Below are 19,727 nucleotides of genomic sequence, written 5' to 3' on the forward strand. Positions count from 1 at the left end.
TGCAGTCGGGCCTCATGCCCTGTACATGAGAGCTACTGCGTGAGCTGACATTCCGAGCTTTTCGCCTGTAAAGCCGAGGTGCTCCTCGGTAGTTGCCTTTACGCTGATCTGAGATACGTCACAGCCGCAGACCTTTGCGATATTTTCGCGCATGGTCATGATATGGGGAGCGAGTTTCGGAGCCTGAGCGATCACAGTGGCGTCGATATTTCCGATCTCCCAGCCCTCAGCTCTTATCCTGCGGCATACTTCTGCCATGAGCTTCATACTGTCAGCGCCCTTGAAACTGTTGTCGGTGTCGGGAAACAGATGGCCGATGTCGCCCATAGCCAGTGCGCCCAGCATGGCATCCATAATGGCATGGACGAGAACGTCTGCGTCGGAATGCCCGAGAAGCCCTGTGACATGGGGGATCTCAACTCCGCCGAGTATGAGTTTTCTGCCTTCCACAAGCTTGTGGACATCGTAACCGTGACCTATTCTGAACATATTATTCTCCTTTCGCAAATCAGAATTCAGCTTTTCGCTTGTGCGCATAGTTATGATTTATTCGTTTCGACTGCTTCTATGGTATCGTCGCCGGATCTGCCGAAAAGCAGCTTCAGCATAATTGGAGTAACTATACTTGATACGATAATAAGCAGTATAACTGCTGTAAAATATGACGAGTCGATAATGCCGAGACCGAGTCCCTTGTTGGTAATGATAAGTGCGACCTCGCCGCGTGTCATCATGCCGGCGCCTATTTTAAGGCAGTCCAGCCAGCTGTACCTGAAGCATTTCGATATCAGCCCGCAGCCGATGATCTTTGTGAGCATGGCTACGATAACAAAGCCGATGGAGAAGATTATCATGCTTGAATCCACATGGCTGAAATCGGTCTTGAGTCCTATGCTGACAAAGAATACAGGTGCAAAGAACATATATCCGTTGATGCTTACACGGCGGTCTATGTACTCTGCGTCGCGGACGTTGCAGAGGATTATTCCTGCGATATAGGCACCTGTGATATCTGCGATGCCGAAATATTTTTCGGCAACAAACGCCATTATGAAGCAGAGAGTGATAGCGATTATAGGGATACGTCTTGTGTGTGTGTGCTTGTCGTCGTAGAATTTGAAAGCCTTGTATATTATAAAGCCGAGTATCAGTGAAAGTACCAGGAACAGGAGTATTTTTCCCGTTACAAGGAGGGTGTTGCTGCCCGGATCCTTGAAGCCCAGTACAAAGGTAAGAACTATGATTCCGATAACGTCATCTATGATAGCCGCACTGAGTATTGTCTGTCCAACGCGGCTTTTCAGCCTGCCCATCTCCTTGAGGACTTCAACTGTTATGCCTACGGAGGTGGCTGTCATTATACATCCTATGAACACGGCCTTGAAGAATTCGTCCGAGCCGAAGGAGGAGAAGCCGTAAACGCTCATATACAGCAGACTTCCGCCGATAAGTGGCACGAGCACTCCCACACAGGCTATAAGAAAGGCTGCAAAGCCTGATTTCTTCAACTCCTGCAAGTTGGTTTCGAGGCCTGCCGAGAACATGATGAGCACAACGCCTATTTCAGCCATCTGTCCGATAAAATCGTTTGGCTTTACCCATCCCAGCAGACATGGACCTATTATAAGTCCCGCGATTATCTCACCGACGACCATGGGAGCTTTCAGTCTTCTTGCAAGAAGTCCCGCGCCCTTTGCGCAGATAAATACTATCGCAAGGTCCCTGAGTATTTCATAAGTTGCCATACATATCCATATCCTTTCGCAAATAAAGGGAGCACAAATGCTCCCATATACAATTATTATACTATGAAAGCTTGCAGTTGTCAACTTTTTTCGGCATGAGGGATAAGTACAGCATAAAAAGCCCGCAAACAAATCTCGGATTTCCCGAAAAAAGTGCTTGACAAGCCCTGAATGAAATGATATAATATTTGAGTATCGTGTGAAAACAGATACTATTATTATCCTTGCCCGCAGTAAGTTGTCGGGCATGATCCCAGAAGGAGGTGTGCTAAATGGCAAAGGTATCCGCTAAGTATGAAGTAATGGTTGTTTTCAGCCTCAAGAACGGCGAGGAGCCTATGAAGGCTCTCGTAGAGAAGTTCAAGGAGAGAATCGAGCGTCACGCCGAAGCTGTTGAAGTCAACGAGGATTGGGGTAAGCGCAAGCTTGCATATCCTATCGAGGACGAGACAGAGGGCTACTATGTGATCTACACATTCCAGTCACAGCCCGAATATCCCGCTGAGCTTTCAAGACGTCTCAACATCACAGACGGCGTTCTTCGTTCACTCGTAACAGTTGTTGAATAATTCTACTTCATTATTTAGGAGGCGGTCAGATGAATAAGGTTATTTTAGTTGGAAGGCTCACTTCTGATCCTGAACTGAGACAGACTCAGAGCGGAGTTGCTTCATGTAGATTTACCGTTGCTTGCGACAGAAAATTTGCCGACAAGAATACAGGTGAAAGACAGGCTGATTTTATCAGCTGTACCGCATGGAGACAGACCGCTGAGTTCATCACAAGATATTTCAATAAGGGCAAGCTCATCTGTATTGAGGGAACCCTCAGAAATAACAACTATCAGGATAAGAACCACCCCGAGATCACACATTATACAATGGATGTACTTGTGGATAATGTAGAGTTCGTGGGCGGCAAGGGTGAGAGCGGCGGCAATGGCGGCGGTTATCAGAATAACGGCGGCTACGGCGCTCCCCAGAACAATTACAATAACAATTATTCTGCTCCTCCACAGCAGGCAGCTCCACAGCAGCCTGCAGCAGGTAATGACAGTATGTCTTACGGCAACCTAAGCGATTTCGAGGAAATTCTCAGTGACGGCGACGTTCCGTTCTGAGAAAGACTAACTTTACTTTATTACGATAGGAGGAAAAGTCATGGAAAAGGAAAGAAATTCCCGTCCTGCGAAGAAGCCCCGCAAGAAGGTTTGTATGTTCTGTGCTGACAGAATCGAGAAGATCGATTATAAGGATCTCGCAAAGCTCAGAAAGTGCATGACCGAGAGAGCTAAGATTCTTCCCAGACGTGTAACAGGCACTTGCGCTTACCATCAGCGTGAGCTCACAGTTGCTATCAAGAGAGCAAGACACATCGCTCTGCTTCCTTATATCAGCGACTAATCATAAAACTCAAGGGAGGCATTTATGCCTCCCTTTTTGCATATCCGTATGTACGCTCCTTACGGCATCGTTGAAGGAGCGCGGTCAATGGGACTAACGGTCGATATTTTGTACTGCAAGCTCCTCATCGCTGCGGAAAAGGAGAGATATGCACCAGACTGCCGCAATGGCCACGAGTATATAGACTGCACGGCTGAGAACGCTGTCCGTTCCGCCTAAGAGCCATGCCACCATGTCGAACTCGAAAATACCGACAAGTCCCCAGTTTATTCCTCCGATTATCAGAAGAATAAGAGCAAGTTTGTCCCACATATTGAGAACACCTCTTTATTCGGGATTTCTTAGACCGCTGGCGGCAGCTTCAGCCGCGCTTCAGCGGTACAAACCTATTATCGCCGCAATATTATCTTTTATTCATTAATGAAGGAGAAAAATTATGGATCTCGGAAAAATAGCATTATTCGGCTTTGATAAAAAAACATGGATACTCATAGCCATTGCAGCTGCGGCTGCTCTGCTGCTCATTCTGTATATATGCGTGCATTTCAGCAAGGGAAAGCGCAAAGGCAGAGCTGCTGAGCGCAAGGTGGGAAAATTCATAAAAAAGCTTGGAAAAAAGGACCATATAAGAATAATCAACAATGCCTATCTGCCTCTTTACAATAAAGCCTGTGAAGTGGACCATCTGGTCTTCGGACGCTTCGGTGTGCTCGTTGTGGAGACAAAGGGCATATCAGGCACTGTAACGGGCAGCGGCAAGAACCTTACTCATAAGATAGGCAGCAAGACTCATAAGTTCTATAACCCCCAGCTCCAGAACAAGACACATATCGACAATGTGGTGCATCATCTGAAAAAGGGCGGATTTGATACTACTCCCGTAAACGGTGCGGTAGTATTCTCCGCAAAGGATATAGAATTCCCCTCCGAGATAGGCATGGATCTCAGGGGACTGGAAAAGTTTTACAATTCCCTTTCCGATGCAGGCTGCAATCAGGATGTGCTCTATCACTACTTTAAGGATATGCAGGTAAGGAATCCCATGAAAAAGATGTGGATAAGGACACGTAAGAAGAACGATTGATCCGAAAAGGAGGTCATTATGAAACTCAGGAGACTCATAGCTTCCGCAGCTGCGGCCGTCATGGCGTTCTCGGCTTCGGCAAACAGCGGATACTCACATGAAAGGGCGGACGCGGCAGACATTCCCGCCGTGACCTTCAGCAACTTCGACAGCCGTATAAACGGAGGAGAACCTGTACGCGGCGTTGACATCTCCTCTGTTATCTCCCTTGAAGAAGCAGGCATGAAGTTCTATGATGACAACGGCAAAGAGCAGGATATCTTCAGGACGCTTGCAGATCACGGCGTTAACTATATCCGTGTAAGGATATGGAACGAGCCTCACGACGACAACGGCAACAGCTACGGCGGAGGCCATTCTGATCTTGAAACTGCGGCAAAAATAGGCAAACGCGCTGCCGAAAACGGCATGAAGCTCCTTGCTGACATACATTATTCCGATTTCTGGGCAGATCCCGCAAAGCAGACTCGTCCCAAGTACTGGCAGCCTCACGATCATAACAAGCTCAAGGGCGAGATATACAACTGGACCTCATGGGTGCTGAAGTACCTTACCGAGAACGGCAGCGACATCGGTATGGTGCAGGTGGGCAACGAGACAGACTGCTTCTTTTGCGGCGAAAAGGATATGTATAAGATATGCGACCTGTTTTCCGGCGGTGAAAAGGCTGCCCGCGACTTTGACAGGAATATCCTCATAGTCCATCATTTCGCCAACGCAGGTAACGGACATTTCGGCTGGTACGCTCAGGTCATGAATGAGTGCAAGCTGGATTATGATGTTTTTGCAGCTTCGTATTATTCCTACTGGCATGGTTCTCTTGACAATCTGAAGAAAACTCTCACCGACATCGGCAACAAGTACAACAAGTACGTCATGGTGGCTGAGACTGCATATCCTTATACTGATATGGACGGCGACAACTTCGGAAACAGCGTCACCTCAAACCATGAGGGCTGCGAGATGAAGTACCCCGTGTCCGTTGACGGACAGATAAAGGCAGTGACCGATGTGTTCAGTACAGTGGCGGACTGCAACGGCCATGGCATAGGAGTTTTCTACTGGGAGCCCGCATGGCTGGGCATACCAGATCTTTCATGGAACGAGCAAAAGCAGCTCTGGGACAGATACGGCATGGGCTGGGCTACGGGATATGCCCGTGAATACGACAGGGACGTCAAGGAATCGGGGGGCTCCTCCTTTGATAATCAGGCCATGTTTGATTTCCACGGCAGACCGCTGGAGTCACTGGACGTATTCCTTAATATCTATCCGCAGAAAAAGCCTGCAGCAACCACCACTACCACGACCACAACAGCTGCCACTACTACTACGACTACTACCACCGAACCCTTTGAAACAAGGGAGATCATACTCGGAGATATAAATTCAGATGGGGTTATTGACGTATTTGATGTGATCTCCATGAGGAAAGCGCTTCTTTCGGGCAGCAGGTCAGCAGAGTTTGACCTCAACGGCGACAATGAAGTGGGAGTTGCCGATCTTGTGAAGCTCCAGCGCTTCATACTCGGCAATAATGACGGCGACCTTGCAAAAAAGACCATAACAGTTAAAAAGAACGGATAAAAATACTCCCGGAGAGACGTAAAAGCCTCTTCGGGAGTAATTATTTATTATTGTATATCAAGGAGCCTTTCCGCATTTTTGTGGAATATGAGCTCCTTTTCTTCATCGGTCAGGGGAAGCCTTCCGATCATGGCTATCTCGTTTGCGGGCTCGTCCCAGGGACAGTCGCTGCCGAAAAGCACCTTGTCAGCACCCTGGCTGCGGATTATTCTCAGGAGCTGGTCGTCCTCGATATATCGTGAGACCACTCCCACATCGAACCAGAGATTGTCATATTTTCCTGCGGTATACTTCTCCACATCGTCCCAGAGCCCCATGCCGCTCAGATGAGCCGCAACTATGGTGAGCTTCGGGAATGCTTCTGCAATGGCTGCAAAGCTTTTCGGAGTAGCTCTGATAGTATCCTCGGAATAGGGATCCCAGCCTCCGTGAAAGACCGCTATCAGTCCAAGCTCCGCTATCTTTTCGTATATCGGGAACATTTTCTTCTCGTCGGGGCAGAAGAACTGGTATTCCGAGTGGAATTTTACTCCGCAGAGTCCCAGAGATTTTATGCGTACAAGTTCTTCAAGGGCGTCCTCGGCATCCGGGTGGACGGAGCCGCAGCAGTAAATATCGCTGCTCATGACCTCGGCTGCCCAGTTATTTATGGTAGTCTGCTGAGATGGCTTGGTAGCCACAGGCAGCAGCATAGCCCGTTCAATGCCGTTTTCGGCCATTTTTCTGCGGAGCCCGCTTAAAGTGCCGTCGGTGGCGGGAGTTATGCCGCTGGTGTCGGCGAGACCTTTTACGGCACGCTGCGCCAGGGCGTCGGTAAATGCGTGGGTGTGAAAATCAAAGTATCTCATGCAGGGCTTACTCCATAACGTGTTCCATAGCGTGGTAGAAAATAGTTTTTACGTGGTCGTCGCAGAGGGAATAGAATATAGTCTTGCCCTCTCTGCGGGAGCTGACAAGGCGTGCCTGCTTGAGCACTCTCAGTTGATGGGATATAGCGGACTGAGTCATATTCAGCAGCCTTGCAATATCACAGACGCACATCTCGCTCTGACAGAGTACGAAGATTATTCTTATCCTTGTTGAGTCGCCGAAAACCTTCAGCAGCTCGGCGGCATCGTAGAGCAGTGCCTCATCGGGCATGACATTTGATACCTTTTCCACTATGTCCTTATGCACTCCGTGAGTGCCGCAGATATGTTCTTCCATTTTTGCCTCCTATTTATTGATAAAGAGCAGGAATGCCGCAGCAGCCGTACCGATACAGGCGACAGTGCCGATAGTACAGGTAGCGCAGGCAAATTTATCGTAAACATATTTTTTATTCCTTGTAAGAAAGACGCTGCAGCTTTTGTCGCCGCGGTAGAGCTTGCTCTGCAAAAAGCCTTCCTCTGGGAATATATTGGGGTATTCTGTCCCGTCAATGATGTAGTAAGCGACCTTGAATCTGCTTCTCGGGCTTTTGTCAATACGTGAAAAAACGGCGCTGTGTTTGCTGGTGAACATCAGTCTCACAAAGAACACTGTGAGCAGCAGCAGTGAAGCAGCGAACAGGAAAACGACAAGCATTGCTGCGGCGAAGAGCAGGTATATGGGCTTTACGCCGATTATCAGACATATAACAGCTATGATTATAACAGCAAGAACAAATTCCATTATATCACCCCCGCATATGAGCGATAATTAGTATTTACATATATTATACAACAAACAGAGCCTTTTTGCAAGCTGTACAAAGAAAAGCCGCAGATAAGGTAAAAAGCGAGCTTTCTGAGTGGATTTTGAGGGTTGTTTATCTATATTTTTATTTTTTAACTTATAAAACAGCAATATTTTTATTGTGAAATGTCGAAAAAAGTTGTATAATTATAAGTGGCATAAGGGTATGACAGCAATGGAAAAATGCTGCCCGTTTCTGGTAATCTTAAATCTTTTTTTAGGCAATTTTAAGATTATTTTAAGTTGTTTGTACTACAATAAAAATACGCTAAGGGGGTTTATAATGCTAAAATGGGCAGATATTAAAAAAGGAGATTGATATTTATGAAGAATCAGAGTGTAAAGAAGCTTCTGGCAGGACTTTCCGCATTATGCGTAATGGGGGCTGCACTTCCGACAGTGAGCTTCGCAGCAGAGACAAAGGTCTCTAAGATCGTAGGCGACGCAAATGGCGACGGCAATGTTGACCTTGCGGACGCTATCCTCATCATGCAGGCGCTGGCTAATCCCAATAAGTACGGAATAGGCGGTACAGACGAACATTCCTTCAGCGAACAGGGCTGGGCAAACGCAGACTGTGACGGCTTCAAGGGCGTTACCAATGATGACGCAGTTGCTATCCAGATGTTCCTTCTCAACAAGGGCGAGCTGAAGCCGAGCAGTGGAGATCCCGTTGCAGAGGCAACAAAGATCCATCTCAAGAATACTTCCATTGAAGTAGAGGGCGATAACGCTACAGTTGACGGCACCACAGTTACTATCACTCATTCGGGTGAGTTCTATGTGGATGGTACTCTTGATGACGGTCAGATCAACGTAAATATAGCAGACTCCAAGACTGATGCCGAGACCGTTAAGATATTCCTTAACGGAGCAAATATCACAGGCAAGAGCGCTCCTGCTATACTTGTTACAAATGCAGAAAATACATCCATAAATATAGTTGACGGCACAGAAAACACCATCGCCGACGGCGATACAGCATATGCAGGTGATTTCGCCAAGACAGCCGTTATCGAAGCCAAGGACGACCTTACCATTAAAGGCGGCGAAAAGAGCGACGGTGTCCTCAATATAACTGCAAACACCCAGGACGCTGTTTCCTGTAACAATGATATCAAGGTAAACGGCGGCAAGATCAATATCACTACAAGCAGTTCCGAGACCAAGACCGACGCTATAAAGGCTAAGAAGTCCGTTACTGTCAAGGATGGTAAGCTTGAGATCGATGCTACAGGCGACGGTATCAAGTCCAGCAAGGGTGCTGTTTCATTCACAGGCGGCAAGACCAAGATAAAGGCAGGCAATGACGCTGTACAGGCTGAGACAACTATCGACATCAGCGGAGGCAGACTCATTGCAGGCGGTGACCGCGGACTTACCGCAGTTACAGGAATCAATATCACAGGCGGTACTGTTATTGCTACTGCTACCGATAATCAGGTAGACGAGAAGCTCCTCAGCGGTACAACCCAGACAACAGCACTTCTCAATTGTATCGACGATCCTTCAAACGAGAAGGACGGTACATGGAATAAGGATAACGCAATAGTTACAGACAGCCTTGATGTGAAGTACACCAAGAAGTTCAAGTATGTTCTCATCAGTGACACTTCCATCAACGGAGCTAAGTCATGCGGCTTCAAGAACCTTTCAACAGGCAATGCCGTAACTCATACAGATGGCAAGCAGACACAGTTCCAGCTCAGTCTTGTAACTGTATTTGATAAGGTAGATCCTGCAGGAATTGCAAAAAGCGATGTAGTTCCTACTCCTGCACCCGAAGAGCTCACAATAACTCTTTCCGACGCAGGCATGACCACAAACGCTTCCTCAGAAGCTAAGGTGGAAAACAATATATGCACTATCTCTCAGCCCGGGGTTTTTACAGTAACCGGCGAGATGGTAGGCGGACAGATCATTGTTGATGTAGACAAGACTGTCTATCCCGACGGCGTCGTTGAGCTCGATCTCAGCGGCATGAGCCTTACAAATACAAAAACTTCTCCTATATATGTAGCATCTATCGCAGATGAGGTCATCATTGTTGCTAAGAACGGCACAGAGAATACTATCTCTGACGGTACAGAGTATACCAACGCTGACAATGATACGGGAGCTATCTATTCCAAGGAAGATATAAAATTCAAGGGCAAGGGTAAGCTTACCGTAAACGGCAACGCTGCGGACGCTATCGTTGGCAAGGACGATATCAAGATCTACAACGGCACACTGGTAGTAAATGCTGCTGACGACGGTATCCGCGGCAAGGACAGCGTTACTATCGGAAATACATCATCAGACGGTACAGAGGTTGATTACTCCAATCTCTCTGTAACAGTAAATACAAAGGCCGGCGACGGTATCAAGGCAACATCCACTGATGTTTCTTCAACAGCAAAGCAGTTGGGAATTGTTACTATCAACGGCGGTACTATAAATATTGACTCCTACGCAGACGGCATCTCAGCCGAGCAGTTCTTCACCATGAACGGCGGCGACCTGACTGTCAAGACCTATGAGGGCAGTTCCTACACAGGCACAGGCAGTACTCAGGGCGGACAGCAGGGTGGACAGCAAGGCGGCTGGGGCGGCGGCAGACCCGGCGGCGGAGGTCCCGGCGGATTCGGTATGGACGGAAACTCCAATAAGACCGACATATCCGCAAAGGGCATAAAGGCAGTGGGCCTTTATGACGAGGCTGGCACTACATGGCAGAGCGTAGGCGACATTACTATCAACGGCGGTTCTATCAGTATAGATTCTTCCGATGACTGTATCCACTGTGGCGGAAATATGCGGCTTATCGGTGGCGAGTTAAAGCTCTTATCTGCTGATGACGGCGCTCACGCAGACCATGACCTTACTATCGGTACCAAAGACAGCGGCAAGTATGATGATATAGTTATATTTGTCGGAAAAGGCTATGAGGGTATCGAAGCACAGAAGATCTACCAGAACAGCGGTTCCGTTATCGTGAACTCCACTGACGACGGCTTCAATGCAGCCGGCGGCAAAGACGGTTCAGGTATGGGTAATCCCGGTATGCCCTGGGGACAGGGCGGCGGCGGTTTCGGAGGCGGCGGCTTCGGCGGCAGCTCAGGAGACTACCTTATGCAGTTCAACGGTGGATTTGCGATCGTCAATGTCGCCAACGGCGACCATGACGGCTATGATTCCAATGGTAATATCGAAATAAACGGCGGTTATATCATATCAAACGGCAATGAGCCCTTTGACTGCGGTGACGGCGGAAGTACCATAAAGGTCAACGGCGGTACATGGGTATCAAATTGTCCTTCCGGCGGTATGAGCATGGGAGGCAGCGAAATGACTGCTTCAGTTACTGCTTCCACTAATAATCTCAGCGCTTATACAAGGCTTTCTCTTGTTGGCAAGGACGGAAAGGTCGTAGTTTCATTCATAGTTGACAAGGCTGTAAGCCAGCTCAAGGCAGGCGGAGCAAATACCTCGGGAGCTTCCTTCTATATGGGCGGAACTCTTAAGGATACTACATACTTCCAGAGCCTGGACGATACTCAGCTTGTTGCATACGGCGGTACGCTGACAGGCGGCAGTGTGATCCCTGGCTGATAATACATCTTTACAAGCCCTTTTTCAATCGAGAGCCATGGAGTTTAGACGAAATGGCTCTCATCATTCCCTATAAAAAAACGCTTCTCATAAGAGAAGCGTTTTTATTATACTTTATCAGCCCTCCTGATTTTCCTGTGGAGGATTATCTACGGGAGTATCAACAGGAGCATCAGTCTGCGGTTCCGGCGGATTTGTGGGCGGTTCGGTGATAACAGGAGCCTGTGTTGTAGGAGCCTGTGTAGCAGCTGCCGTAGTGGTTACGGGAGCTTCGGTTTCCTGCTGAACAGCCGTTGTGTAGACCGGAGCGTTTGAATTTTCGGAAACATAGTAAACGGTAAGTTTCTTGCCGTCCTTGTTGCTGAAGAAATCGTTGGGGTGTACGACCTTGCCGTCCACCTGGAGCTCAACGATGGAATTAGCCTTTCCGTAAGAGGATTTGGACTCGATGAACTGGTAATTGAAGTCAGAGATACCTGCCTTTTCCAGAGCGTTCTTGTACTGCTCTACGGTCTTTCCTGCGAAATCGGGGATATAAGCAGATTCCTTGCCCTTGCTGACCTTTACCTTTATGACCTGTCCGTTGGTGATCATTTCACCTGCTTCAACACTCTGTTCAAAGATCATATCCGTATCGTAAGAGTCGTTGTAAGCGTAATCCGCGTCAAGCACGAAGTAATCCTTGTACTTCTCCTTGGTAGGCTCAAGGAACCTGCCCAGGAGGTTGGGCATTTCCGTATCAGCGGCCTTAGTGGGCTCGTTGTCGTCGATCACGTTGGTGCTTACGGAAGAGCGCTTTACTCGTGAAGATGAAGCGGTTTCATCCTTTTCCGGAGAGAAAAGGCTTATAAGGACAACGCATAGCGTCATAAGAATGGCGAGGAGCAGAAGTCCTATTATTATCGGAACCTTGATACGGTCCACGGTGGTTACTTTTTCGTAGTTATAGCTGTCATCGTGTCTGGGCTTTTTATAAACGGGAGCACTTCTCTCATGGATGACATTCTGAGTGTCATACTGAGGCTGATGTACAGGCTGCTGCTGGTAAACAGCTTCCTGGGGCTGAGGCTCGGGAGCGGCATCATTGCGGCCCTCAAGGAGAATAGTGCTGTCGAAATCCTCCTCTGCCTCTTCGGCAGGCTGTTCAAACAGCTTTGTAACCAGTTCTGTGATAGTCTGTATACGGTCTCTTCCGTTCAGGTTCATACCTTCCATGATAACTCTGGAGATATGACGGGGGATACGCGAATCCAGCATATGAGGCTCGTGGAGGTCGTCATGCTTCTGACGGCTTACAGAGTCAACGGGCATACAGCCTGTAAGAGCTCTGTAGAGAAGAGCACAGACGCCGTAAACGTCAGTCCATGAACCCTGACGGCTGCTGCTGTTTGCAGAATACTGCTCGGGAGCAGCGTAGCCCTTGAAGAGCTCATATTCCAGGCCGGCATTTGCGGTCCTCACGGCAGAAACGCAGAAGCCCGAGAGCTTCAGCTCGCCCTTGTCGGTGATATATACCGTATCGGGGCTTATAGCGCGGTGTATGATACCTGCATTATGGAGTATACCAATGGTAGTGAAAAGGGGAGGGAATATCTTTGATACCTGTTCCCAGCTGAGCTCGCCTGCATTTTCCTTGAGGTAGTCCAGCATTTTCACACCCTCGATATTCTCGAAGATAGTGTAGGTGGTATTATTCTCGGCGAACATATCAATAACCGGAGGAATATTGGTATTGTTCCTGAGCCTTGCAAGAGACTTGTTGAGCTCGGTATATTCCGCCATGAAAGCCTTATACTTGGCAAGGTTATTGTAATTGACGCTGATAGTGGGCTTGCCCTTTACTCTTGTGCAGAGGTTTATGGGCATATACTCTCTTATGAGTACCTTTTTGTTTGTAGATATATCGCAGCCGATATAAGTGGCGCCCTCGCCGTTGTATTCCAGAAGAATACCGCAGAGGTACTTGCTGTGGAGTATCGTACCGGGTGGGACATACATGGGGTCATAGGATGAAGTTTCAACATATCCGCATGACGGGCAGACATGAAGCGAAGGATCATAAGGCTCCATGCACTTGAAGCAATATTTACTGTCTCCCAAAGCAGCTCCTCCTCCTAAAGATAGTCATCGCCTAAAAAGGCATCATATCTATTTTACCAATAAAAAATCAAATTGTCAACTGTTTGGAGTCTGATAATGCGTAAAACTGTGAATTTGTATTTTTTTTGTAATATTTCACCTTCAAATTTTCCTTTATTGTAACTTTTGCCGCAACAGAAAAGAGTCCGGAAGGTTCCGAACTCTTATATATCGTTACAGATTGCCGCTGTTGACAGAGAGTATCTTCATGGAATTGAAGCGGAAGGTACCGTCCTCTTTTTCCGTGAGTTTGTATTCTGCCTGCTTTGCAACGCTCTTTTCCATCCACTGAGGGAGCTCAGTGATGTAGTCAACAGTAAGTGTATACTCGCTGCCGTTCTTTACTATGGATTTGATCTCGGGAGCGTATGTATGAGTGATAGGCTTTACCTTGACGTTGTATACTCCGTCGGAGTAGTAGAACATAGAGCCGAAGGGGCCTACTGTACAGTGTGTGAACTCGGGGATATTCTCACCGAAGAGCTCGACTGCGTATTTTTCAACATCCACCTGAGGTATGGAGACTGTATCGAAGTTCATCTCATACTTTGAGATCTTTTCGTCATCCATGATTATTGACCATATGGTAGCTGTCACTATCTGCTCGGAAGGGAGCTGCGAAGGATCGCTGAATGGCTCGATGTCCATGATAGCGGCAGGATAGATCATCTGTGTGAAGCTGTCTTTCTTCACCTCACCAGAGGTGAAGCTTCTGGCAAGACCGATGCCCTTTGCGACGGTAGCGATGATGCCGATTACAGCGAATACAGTCATAACTATGCCCAGTATATTGAAGAGCAGCTTTTTCTTGTTGCCTGCGGGAGCGTTATCGGAAGCGCTGCTTTCAACATTCTCCCTGCGCTGAGCGATGAGCTCGTCGGGATCCTCATCGAGTATGCGTTCGAGGGCGGAAGTGATCCTGCCCTTTGGCTTTTCGGGCTCGGCTTCCTTCTGTACAGGCTGGGCATCGGACTTCTTTTCGTCTGTTTCAGCCTTTTCCTCGGTACTCTTTTCTTCTGGAGCTTCTGTGCTTTCGGGAGCTTTTTCGGCTTCTTCGCTGATTTCCTCTGTATCCGGGAGTATTTCTTCTTCGGGCTTGTCCATTACGATAGGAGGAGCGATAGCGCCCATCTGAGCGCGTCTCATTTCGATGACCTGCTGCTGCTTGTCGGCAGACAGAGCGTCAAATCTCTCCTTGAGCTCGGGAGTAAGACCTGCGATAATGTCTTCATCGGACATGATAAGCGGCTCTGAAGCTTTTTCCTGAGCATTTTCGGGCTCCTTTTCGGGAGCGTCCATGTCAGCGATTGCTTCCGCTGCGTCCTCACGTATATTTTCCAGCATACTGCCCACAGGATCGCTGTCGTGATGCACTTCCTCGTCGTGAATGGCGGCAATTGCTGCATCTATGAGAGCCGTTGCGGATACGGAGTCGTCCCCGGCCTCGAAGAGACCTTCCTCGGGAGCAGCCTCCTCTGTACTTTCTGGAGCGGCTACTTCGGGCTCATCCTTGGATTTGCCCATGAGCTTTTTGAAGAAGCCCATCTTCTTTGGCTTTTCGGCTTCCTCGGCAGCTTCTGCCGGCTTTTCTGACGGAGCAGCGGCAGCTTCTCCCAGTGCCTCAATGGCGTTATCGACCTCATCGGCACGGGCGGAATCGTTAACAATTATCTCTTCTGCGAGATTTACAGAAACAGGGATATTTTCCTCGGCAGCCTCTGCAAGGCGCTTCATTTCTTCTATGCGGCGCTGCTTTTCAGCCTCTGCCTCGGCGGCGAGACGCTGTCTTTCAGCTTCCTCAGCAAGGCGCTGCCTTTCGGCCTCCTCGGCTCTGCGCTGTTTTTCTGCTTCGATCTGAGCGATACGTCTTTGTCTTTCGGCTTCTTCTTCGAGACGGGCTTCTTCAGCGAGGCGCTGTCTTTCAGCCTCCTCGGCAGCCAGCCTCTGTCTCTCGGCCTCTTCGCGCTGAAGGCGTCTCTGCTCGGCTTCTTCCATAAGGCGCTGTCTCTCGGCAGCAGCTTCAGCGGCTCTGCGGGCTCTTTCGGCTGCATGAGCCTCCTCGGCAGCACGCTCGGCGGCAAGCTGAGCCTGACGTTCTTTTTCAAGTTCCTCACGGCGGAGAGCCTCATAATCGGGGAGTTCACCTGTGATAACTATTTTCTTTTTCTTGACGGGCTTTGGTATTTCATCAGAAGGCTGTATTGCGTCGAAGACCCTTGTTGTTTCGGCAGAGGCCTCGGTGTGCATTACTTCGGCGATAATATTCGGTACTTCCTCTTCCTCCTGAATAGGCTCCGGAGCTGAAAACTCATGTGTGGACGGAGCAAATTCCCATGATGAAGGGGAAGTATCGTCATTGTAGAATGACTGCTCCTCCTCTATATGGTGCTTTTCCTCTTCAAGGGCATGAAGCAGGTCATCCACCGACATATTATCGAATTTGCTCTTCCTTGCTGCTCTCGGGGTTGTATGGCTCCTTGCGGGAGTGCTTGTGTCTGCGGAGCTTCCTCCGCCGTCCATAAGGCTGTTGAGCATATCGTCAAGATCTTTTCTAATAGCCATTTCGACCTCCAAAAATCAAATGAAAACTTCAGGCAATGTCTTATCTTATCTGACCGTTGCCGTTTATCAGGTATTTTACCGTAGTAAGCTCCGTAAGTCCCATAGGACCTCTTGCGTGGAGTTTCTGTGTTGAAATGCCTATCTCTGCACCAAAGCCGAATTCTCCGCCGTCGGTGAAGCGTGTGGAGGCGTTTACATATACAGCAGCAGCGTCGACCTGCTTCTGGAATTTCTGAGCATTTTCAAGGGTGCTCGTAACTATGCACTCGGAATGGCGGGTGCTGTACTTTCTGATATGAGCGATAGCCTCATCTATGTTGTCTACCACCTTAACGGCGATGATGAAATCGTTGAATTCGGTAGCGTACTCTGTCTCCGTAGACTTTTCAACGGTATCGCCGAGGATAGAAATTGTCTTGTCGCAGCCGTAGATCTTGACATCGTGCTGCTTGAAGCGCTCGGCGATGAGGGGCAGGAATTTATCGGCTATGTCCTTGTGTACGAGAAGGCTCTCAATTGCGTTGCACACGGAAGGACGCTGAGTCTTGGCGTTGTCTGTGATCTCCACTGCCATACCGAGGTCTGCGGAATCGTCAATGTATACATGGCAGTTTCCTGCGCCTGTTTCGATAACAGGAACGGTAGCGTTCTTGACTACGGCCTGTATGAGATTAGCGCTGCCTCTGGGGATAATAACGTCAACATATCCGTTGAGGCGCATGAGCTCTGTGGTAGTCTCACGGTCGGTCTTATCCACCACCTGTATCATATCAGCGGGGAGCCCTGCCTCCTCTATGGCTTTTCTCATTATATTACCCAGGCATACGTTGGAGTTTATGGCCTCCTTGCCGCCCTTGAGGATAACGACATTTCCCGACTTCAGGCAGAGTGCAGCCGCATCTACGGTAACATTGGGGCGTGACTCGAAGATTATGCCGATAACGCCCAGTGGGACGCGTGTCTTTATGATCTGAAGACCGTTGGGACGGCAGCCGCCGCCGATGATCTCACCGATAGGATCTGCCAGAGCGATGAGTTCGTCAACGCCCTTTGCGATGCCCTCGATACGCTTCTCGTCCAGCTTCAGTCTGTCCTGCTTTGCCTCGGTCATGCCATTAGCCTTGGCATTTACGATATCCTTGGCATTCTCTGCTATGATAAGCTCCTTATTTGCGATAAGAGCCTTTGATATAGCTGCGAGAGCGTTATTCTTCTGTAAAGTGGAGGCTCCTGCCGCAGCCGCCTCGGCAGCCTTGGCTCTTATGCCCAGTTCCTCTGTATAACTCATAATTACACCTCGTGTTCAATCTCGTTTATATATTCTGAATATTTTATTATCTGTACAAGCGGAAGCCTGTATAATAGCTTCATAGTCGATCTCTATGCTCTTGCTCAGCTGCTGGAACAGGAACGGATCATAGTCCCTGTGTCCGGAAAGTATGAACACAGCCGTACCGTCATCCATTCTCAGAGCCAGTCCCATATCATCATAGAACGGCCCCATATCTGTGGTGATGACAACGGCTTCTTCCAGCCTCTCCAGCGGGAAGCAGTGCTCAGCGCCTTCTGAAACGGCCTTTATCACTTCGTTTTCAAGGGAAAGACTGTCCTCGGGAGTCTCTATCAGTACCTTCATTTGTTTCCTCCTTGAACCATTCAAGCTCAGCCGCGGGGATTACGGTATAGTCCTCGGCTTTATCGCTCTGACGGAGATAAACATTTCTTATCCCTGCCTGTATGATAAGTCTTGCACACAGCGGACAGGGCTTTGCTTTGTGGATCGAGCCGTCCGCAGGATTGACGCCCGTAAGGTAAAGGTCGGCGCCCACGGTCTGCTCACGGGAGCAGTTCAGCAGGGCGTTTGCCTCAGCGTGTACGGCTCTGCATATCCCGTAGCCGTCGCCCTGATGGAGATTCAGAGGTATCCTCGGACATTCGCCCCTGTCGCAGCAGTTTTCCATACCTCTCGGAGAGCCGTTGTAGCCTGTTGACAGGACTGCGTCATTCTTTACGATGACAGCGCCGTACTTTCTTTTAAGGCAGGTGCTCCTGTAGGCGAAGACCTCAGCGCAGTTGAGGTAGGTATCTGTTTTGGAAACGCGCTCGGCGCCTTTGGATATGACCATAGCGATATTCCTTTACTGTGCCTTGAAAAGAGTACCTATCTCCTTGTCCTCAAAGAGGTCGTAGAGCTTTTCTGGATCTCTTCCGTTCATGATTATCATGTCGATACCTGCATTTGTAGCTATCTTGGCAGCGGTTATCTTAGTGGACATACCGCCTGTGCCGAGACTTGTTCCCGCGCCTCCTGCCACAGCCTCTATCTCGGGAGTTATCTTCTCAACCAGGGGTATAGGCTTAGCGTCGGGATTTGAGCGGGGATCGTCGTCATAGAGAGCGTCGATGTCGGAGAGTATCAGCAGAAGATCTGCACGGGACAGCTCCGCCACCAGAGCCGACAGGGAGTCGTTCTCGCCGATCTCCAGCTCCAGCTCGTCGATAGCGATGGTATCATTTTCGTTTACTATGGGGATAACGTCCATATTCACCAGCTTCTCCACGGTATTCATGAAGTTCTCGCAGTGACTGGGGTTATTGATTATCGCCTTGGTGAGCAGTATCTGCGCCACCGTAATGCTGTATTTAGCGAACATATCGTCGTATACGTGCATAAGCTCACACTGACCGATAGCGGCAACAGCCTGCTTGGTCTTGGTGTCCTTCGGTTTCTCGGGAAGTCCCAGCTTACCTGCGCCCAGTCCCACGGCACCGGAGGATACCATGATTATTTCACGCCCCGAATTGTGCAGGTCGGAAATAACGCGGACCAGGTTTGTCATGCGGCGTATATTGAGCTTGCCCGTCTTGTGGGCGAGGGTAGAGGTACCCAGCTTTATGACGATACGCTGTTTTTCTGATATATTTCTCATAGGTATATCTTCCTTCAGTTGACTTTGTTTCGCGGCGAGCCGCTGATCCATGCCCTGATGTTATCGCATACTATATCTACAAGGCGCTGTCTTGTTTCAAAGGGCGCCCAGGCGGTATGAGGAGTGATAACGCAGTTCTTTGCGCCCTTGAGGGGCGTATCGGGAGACATAGGCTCCTTTTCCAGCACATCGAGGTATGCGGCAGCTATCTTTCCGCTGCCCAGAGCCTCTGCCAGGTCTGCTTCGTTCACTACGCCTCCGCGGGAGGTATTTATGAGCATAGCCGAGGGCTTCATATGTGAGAGGAGCTCTCTGTTGACAATGCCTGCGGTCTTGTCCGTAAGGGGGCAGTGGAAGGTGAGCACGTCAGCCTTTTCAGCAGCAGTAAAGAGGTCGGTGACCTCATATGGGCAGTCCTTTGGCTGAGTCCTTGTGCTGATTACTATATTCATGCCGAAGGCAGAGCCTATTTCGGCCACTTTTTTTCCTATTGAGCCATAGCCCACCACAGAAAGAGTCTTGCCTGCCAGCTCTGCGGTAGGTACCGGGAAATAAGAGAACGCAGGAGAGCGCTCCCATTCACCGTTCTTTACGGCAGTATCGTAATCCCTGACGCGGCTGAAGCGGTCAAGGATATAAGCGAAGGTCTGCTGAGCTACGGCGTTTGTGGAGTACTGACCTGCATTGCAGACAGCTATGCCCTTTTTTGCGGCATAGTCGATATCCACGTTATTGAAGCCCGTAGCGAAGAGTCCCACATATTTTATATTCGGGCAGGCGTCCATGACCTCCTTGGTGATAAGCACCTTATTGCAGAGGACGATATCTGCGTCTCCGATATTTGCAGCCGTTTCCTCGGGATTGGTGAGCGGGATGATCCTGACGTCTCCCAGCTCTTCAAGCTGAGTCACAGGGATATCTCCGCTTATATTTACGGTATACCAGTCGAGAACAGCGATCTTCAAGG

General features: G+C 49.1%; 20 protein-coding genes. 7 read left to right on the forward strand and 13 right to left on the reverse strand.

Annotated elements, in window-relative coordinates:
* Positions 1–12: 12 nt before the first annotated feature.
* Positions 13–489: a 2-C-methyl-D-erythritol 2,4-cyclodiphosphate synthase gene (gene ispF / locus RF007C_RS13655; protein ID WP_037300777.1), complete on the reverse strand. Its 477-nt coding sequence runs from the start codon at positions 487–489 to the stop codon at positions 13–15.
* Between the two features lie 50 nt (positions 490–539).
* Complete coding sequence (locus RF007C_RS13660; RefSeq protein WP_037300779.1) at positions 540–1,745, reverse strand: cation:proton antiporter; 1,206 nt, start codon at positions 1,743–1,745, stop codon at positions 540–542.
* A gap of 272 nt (positions 1,746–2,017) precedes the next feature.
* Between RF007C_RS13660 and rpsF the strand changes: the two genes are divergently transcribed.
* From rpsF to RF007C_RS18330, 4 genes are read left to right on the forward strand one after another with little or no spacing between them, the layout of a single operon-like run.
* Complete coding sequence (gene rpsF, locus RF007C_RS13665; protein WP_019680931.1) at positions 2,018–2,314, forward strand: 30S ribosomal protein S6; 297 nt, start codon at positions 2,018–2,020, stop codon at positions 2,312–2,314.
* A 29-nt stretch (positions 2,315–2,343) separates the two neighbouring features.
* Complete coding sequence (locus RF007C_RS13670) at positions 2,344–2,865, forward strand: single-stranded DNA-binding protein (protein WP_019680930.1); 522 nt, start codon at positions 2,344–2,346, stop codon at positions 2,863–2,865.
* A 40-nt stretch (positions 2,866–2,905) separates the two neighbouring features.
* The gene (gene rpsR / locus RF007C_RS13675; RefSeq protein WP_019680929.1) at positions 2,906–3,148 is read left to right on the forward strand and encodes a 30S ribosomal protein S18; all 243 of its coding nucleotides are present in this window, start codon (positions 2,906–2,908) and stop codon (positions 3,146–3,148) included.
* Entirely contained in the window at positions 3,084–3,245 is a 162-nt protein-coding gene (locus RF007C_RS18330) for a zinc-finger domain-containing protein (protein WP_430344453.1), read from the forward strand. Before rpsR ends, RF007C_RS18330 begins: the two co-directional genes overlap by 65 nt.
* Here RF007C_RS18330 and RF007C_RS13680 read toward each other — a convergent pair.
* Positions 3,242–3,460: a DUF378 domain-containing protein gene (locus RF007C_RS13680; RefSeq protein WP_019680928.1), complete on the reverse strand. Its 219-nt coding sequence runs from the start codon at positions 3,458–3,460 to the stop codon at positions 3,242–3,244. The two genes, RF007C_RS18330 and RF007C_RS13680, sit on opposite strands and share 4 nt — an antisense overlap.
* Before the next feature lie 124 nt (positions 3,461–3,584).
* On the opposite strand from RF007C_RS13680, the gene RF007C_RS13685 reads away from it, so the two are divergent.
* Positions 3,585–4,232: a nuclease-related domain-containing protein gene (locus tag RF007C_RS13685; RefSeq protein ID WP_019680927.1), complete on the forward strand. Its 648-nt coding sequence runs from the start codon at positions 3,585–3,587 to the stop codon at positions 4,230–4,232.
* Between the two features lie 18 nt (positions 4,233–4,250).
* On the forward strand, positions 4,251–5,819 hold the full coding sequence (locus tag RF007C_RS13690; RefSeq protein WP_037300782.1) for a glycosyl hydrolase 53 family protein: 1,569 nt from the start codon (positions 4,251–4,253) through the stop codon (positions 5,817–5,819).
* Between the two features lie 47 nt (positions 5,820–5,866).
* Here the strand turns inward: RF007C_RS13690 and RF007C_RS13695 are convergent, their stop codons facing one another.
* The 3 genes from RF007C_RS13695 to RF007C_RS13705 are packed head-to-tail and all read right to left on the reverse strand — an operon-like array spanning position 5,867 to position 7,472.
* Positions 5,867–6,667 (reverse strand): amidohydrolase family protein, encoded by an 801-nt coding sequence (locus RF007C_RS13695; RefSeq protein ID WP_037300784.1) that lies wholly within the window; start codon positions 6,665–6,667, stop codon positions 5,867–5,869.
* A 7-nt stretch (positions 6,668–6,674) separates the two neighbouring features.
* The gene (locus RF007C_RS13700; protein WP_019680924.1) at positions 6,675–7,025 is read right to left on the reverse strand and encodes an ArsR/SmtB family transcription factor; all 351 of its coding nucleotides are present in this window, start codon (positions 7,023–7,025) and stop codon (positions 6,675–6,677) included.
* Positions 7,026–7,034: 9 nt separating this feature from the next.
* On the reverse strand, positions 7,035–7,472 hold the full coding sequence (locus RF007C_RS13705) for a hypothetical protein (RefSeq protein ID WP_019680923.1): 438 nt from the start codon (positions 7,470–7,472) through the stop codon (positions 7,035–7,037).
* Positions 7,473–7,859: 387 nt separating this feature from the next.
* Between RF007C_RS13705 and RF007C_RS16680 the strand changes: the two genes are divergently transcribed.
* Complete coding sequence (locus tag RF007C_RS16680) at positions 7,860–11,129, forward strand: carbohydrate-binding domain-containing protein (protein WP_051456683.1); 3,270 nt, start codon at positions 7,860–7,862, stop codon at positions 11,127–11,129.
* Positions 11,130–11,246: 117 nt separating this feature from the next.
* Here RF007C_RS16680 and RF007C_RS13715 read toward each other — a convergent pair whose 3' ends face one another.
* The 7 genes from RF007C_RS13715 to RF007C_RS13745 all read right to left on the reverse strand — a co-directional run bounded on the left by RF007C_RS13715 (position 11,247) and on the right by RF007C_RS13745 (position 19,725).
* Positions 11,247–13,229, reverse strand: coding sequence for a protein kinase domain-containing protein (locus RF007C_RS13715; protein ID WP_037300786.1), 1,983 nt, complete (start codon positions 13,227–13,229; stop codon positions 11,247–11,249).
* A gap of 213 nt (positions 13,230–13,442) precedes the next feature.
* On the reverse strand, positions 13,443–15,830 hold the full coding sequence (locus tag RF007C_RS16685; RefSeq protein WP_051456684.1) for a hypothetical protein: 2,388 nt from the start codon (positions 15,828–15,830) through the stop codon (positions 13,443–13,445).
* Positions 15,831–15,870: 40 nt separating this feature from the next.
* A complete protein-coding gene (locus RF007C_RS13725; protein ID WP_037300788.1) occupies positions 15,871–17,118 on the reverse strand; it encodes a glutamate-5-semialdehyde dehydrogenase in 1,248 nt (415 codons plus the stop codon).
* Between the two features lie 15 nt (positions 17,119–17,133).
* Positions 17,134–17,466 carry a hypothetical protein gene (locus RF007C_RS13730; RefSeq protein ID WP_037300791.1) on the reverse strand — a complete coding sequence of 111 codons (333 nt, stop codon included), beginning with the start codon at positions 17,464–17,466 and terminating at the stop codon, positions 17,134–17,136.
* A complete protein-coding gene (locus RF007C_RS13735; RefSeq protein WP_019680916.1) occupies positions 17,423–17,956 on the reverse strand; it encodes a deoxycytidylate deaminase in 534 nt (177 codons plus the stop codon). Before RF007C_RS13735 ends, RF007C_RS13730 begins: the two co-directional genes overlap by 44 nt.
* Positions 17,957–17,968: 12 nt before the next feature.
* On the reverse strand, positions 17,969–18,760 hold the full coding sequence (gene proB, locus RF007C_RS13740) for a glutamate 5-kinase (RefSeq protein ID WP_019680915.1): 792 nt from the start codon (positions 18,758–18,760) through the stop codon (positions 17,969–17,971).
* Between the two features lie 14 nt (positions 18,761–18,774).
* Positions 18,775–19,725 carry a D-2-hydroxyacid dehydrogenase gene (locus tag RF007C_RS13745; RefSeq protein WP_037300793.1) on the reverse strand — a complete coding sequence of 317 codons (951 nt, stop codon included), beginning with the start codon at positions 19,723–19,725 and terminating at the stop codon, positions 18,775–18,777.
* Between the last annotated feature and the right edge of the window lie 2 nt (positions 19,726–19,727).

The organism is Ruminococcus flavefaciens 007c, assembly GCF_000571935.1.
GTDB lineage: Bacteria > Bacillota > Clostridia > Oscillospirales > Ruminococcaceae > Ruminococcus > Ruminococcus flavefaciens_F.

What these genes read in the sequence shown, in the direction of transcription:
- ispF (WP_037300777.1), bottom strand. Translation starts at nt 489, where the DNA reads ATGTTCAGAATAGGTCACGGTTACGATGTCCACAAGCTTGTGGAAGGC.
- RF007C_RS13660 (WP_037300779.1), bottom strand. Translation starts at nt 1,745, where the DNA reads ATGGCAACTTATGAAATACTCAGGGACCTTGCGATAGTATTTATCTGC.
- rpsF (WP_019680931.1), top strand. Translation starts at nt 2,018, where the DNA reads ATGGCAAAGGTATCCGCTAAGTATGAAGTAATGGTTGTTTTCAGCCTC.
- RF007C_RS13670 (WP_019680930.1), top strand. Translation starts at nt 2,344, where the DNA reads ATGAATAAGGTTATTTTAGTTGGAAGGCTCACTTCTGATCCTGAACTG.
- rpsR (WP_019680929.1), top strand. Translation starts at nt 2,906, where the DNA reads ATGGAAAAGGAAAGAAATTCCCGTCCTGCGAAGAAGCCCCGCAAGAAG.
- RF007C_RS13680 (WP_019680928.1), bottom strand. Translation starts at nt 3,460, where the DNA reads ATGTGGGACAAACTTGCTCTTATTCTTCTGATAATCGGAGGAATAAAC.
- RF007C_RS13685 (WP_019680927.1), top strand. Translation starts at nt 3,585, where the DNA reads ATGGATCTCGGAAAAATAGCATTATTCGGCTTTGATAAAAAAACATGG.
- RF007C_RS13690 (WP_037300782.1), top strand. Translation starts at nt 4,251, where the DNA reads ATGAAACTCAGGAGACTCATAGCTTCCGCAGCTGCGGCCGTCATGGCG.
- RF007C_RS13695 (WP_037300784.1), bottom strand. Translation starts at nt 6,667, where the DNA reads ATGAGATACTTTGATTTTCACACCCACGCATTTACCGACGCCCTGGCG.
- RF007C_RS13700 (WP_019680924.1), bottom strand. Translation starts at nt 7,025, where the DNA reads ATGGAAGAACATATCTGCGGCACTCACGGAGTGCATAAGGACATAGTG.
- RF007C_RS13705 (WP_019680923.1), bottom strand. Translation starts at nt 7,472, where the DNA reads ATGGAATTTGTTCTTGCTGTTATAATCATAGCTGTTATATGTCTGATA.
- RF007C_RS16680 (WP_051456683.1), top strand. Translation starts at nt 7,860, where the DNA reads ATGAAGAATCAGAGTGTAAAGAAGCTTCTGGCAGGACTTTCCGCATTA.
- RF007C_RS16685 (WP_051456684.1), bottom strand. Translation starts at nt 15,830, where the DNA reads ATGGCTATTAGAAAAGATCTTGACGATATGCTCAACAGCCTTATGGAC.
- RF007C_RS13725 (WP_037300788.1), bottom strand. Translation starts at nt 17,118, where the DNA reads ATGAGTTATACAGAGGAACTGGGCATAAGAGCCAAGGCTGCCGAGGCG.
- RF007C_RS13730 (WP_037300791.1), bottom strand. Translation starts at nt 17,466, where the DNA reads ATGAAGGTACTGATAGAGACTCCCGAGGACAGTCTTTCCCTTGAAAAC.
- RF007C_RS13735 (WP_019680916.1), bottom strand. Translation starts at nt 17,956, where the DNA reads ATGGTCATATCCAAAGGCGCCGAGCGCGTTTCCAAAACAGATACCTAC.
- proB (WP_019680915.1), bottom strand. Translation starts at nt 18,760, where the DNA reads ATGAGAAATATATCAGAAAAACAGCGTATCGTCATAAAGCTGGGTACC.